Source organism: Streptomyces sp. NPDC091416, assembly GCF_044756845.1.
Taxonomy (GTDB): domain Bacteria; phylum Actinomycetota; class Actinomycetes; order Streptomycetales; family Streptomycetaceae; genus Streptomyces.
The window spans coordinates 1-1,298 of the sequence record NZ_JBIVTU010000064.1; the positions used below are offsets into that span (position 1 = coordinate 1).

General features: G+C 70.2%; 1 protein-coding gene. It reads left to right on the top strand.

Annotated elements, in window-relative coordinates; all coding sequences use genetic code 11:
* Nucleotides 1–45: 45 nt before the first annotated feature.
* Nucleotides 46–1,298 (top strand): non-ribosomal peptide synthetase (locus ACIQMX_RS42490; protein WP_402487090.1); only part of this gene is annotated, 1,253 nt, incomplete at its 3' end.

Consider the following 1,298-nt stretch of genomic DNA (forward strand, 5'->3'; position numbering starts at 1 on the left):
GCGGAGCGTGTGGCTCCGTTGCGGCCGGAGAATGTGGCGTACGTGATGTACACCTCCGGTTCCACCGGTACCCCCAAGGGCGTGACCATCACGCACCGCGGCGCGGTGAACGGCGTGGCCCAGCTCGTGGAGCGGGTGGGAATCCTTCCCGGGTCACGGATGCTGGCGGGAACCTCGGTCAACTTCGACGTGTCGGTCTTCGAGATCTTCACGGCCCTCGCCACGGGCGCCACCGTCGAGGTGGTCCGCGACGTGCTGGAGCTCGCCGAGCGGGACAACTGGACCGGCGGAGTGATCAGCTCCGTGCCCTCGGTCTTCGCCGAGATCCTGGACGACATCGCAGGCCGGACCACCGTCGACGCGCTGGTCTTCGCCGGCGAGGTGCTGTCCGCGCCGTTCCTGGCCAGGGTGCGTGCCGCCATGCCCGGCACCCGCATCCTCAACGGCTACGGCCAGAGCGAGAGTTTCTACGCGACCGCGTTCGGGCTCCCCGCAGGCGAGACGTGGGACCGCACGAACAGCGCACCGATCGGTACTCCGCTGGGGAACATGCGGACCTATGTGCTGGGGCCGGGTCTTCAGCCTGTTCCGATGGGAGTGACGGGTGAGCTGTATGTGGGCGGTGCGATCGGTCGTGGGTACTTCGGCCGTCCGGGGCTGACCGCCGAGCGGTTCGTCGCGGACCCGTGGGGACCGGCGGGCGACCGCATGTACCGCACCGGCGACCTGGCCCGCTGGACGTCCTCCGGTGAACTGGAGTGCGTCGGCCGTGAGGACGACCAGGTGAAGATCCGCGGATTCCGCGTCGAGCCGGCCGAGGTCGAGGCCGTGCTGGGCGCCCACCCTGCTGTGAGGCAGGCCGCCGCCGTGGTCCTCGACACCGCCGGTTCCCGCCGGCTCGTCGCCTACGTCGTGCCCGAGTCGCTGGAATCCGGTCCGGACCTCGCCGAGTTGCGGCGTTTCGTCGCGGAGCGGCTGCCGGAGTTCCTGGTGCCGTCCGCGTTCGTCCTGCTGGACCGGCTTCCCCTGGGACTCAGCGGCAAGCTGGACCGTTCCGCGCTTCCCGAGCCGGAGTTCGCGGGCAGCGAGTACCGGGAGCCGCGGTCGCCGGATGAGGTGGTGCTGGCTGAGGTGTTCGCGGAGGTGCTGGGTCTGGAACGGGTGGGCCTGGACGATGACTTCTTCGCTGTGGGCGGGGACAGCATCCGGTCGATCCAGGTGGTGACGCGGGCGCGGGCGCGGGGTGTCGAGGTGAGTCCGCGTGATGTGTTCGAGTGCCGGACGGTGGCGGAGCTGTC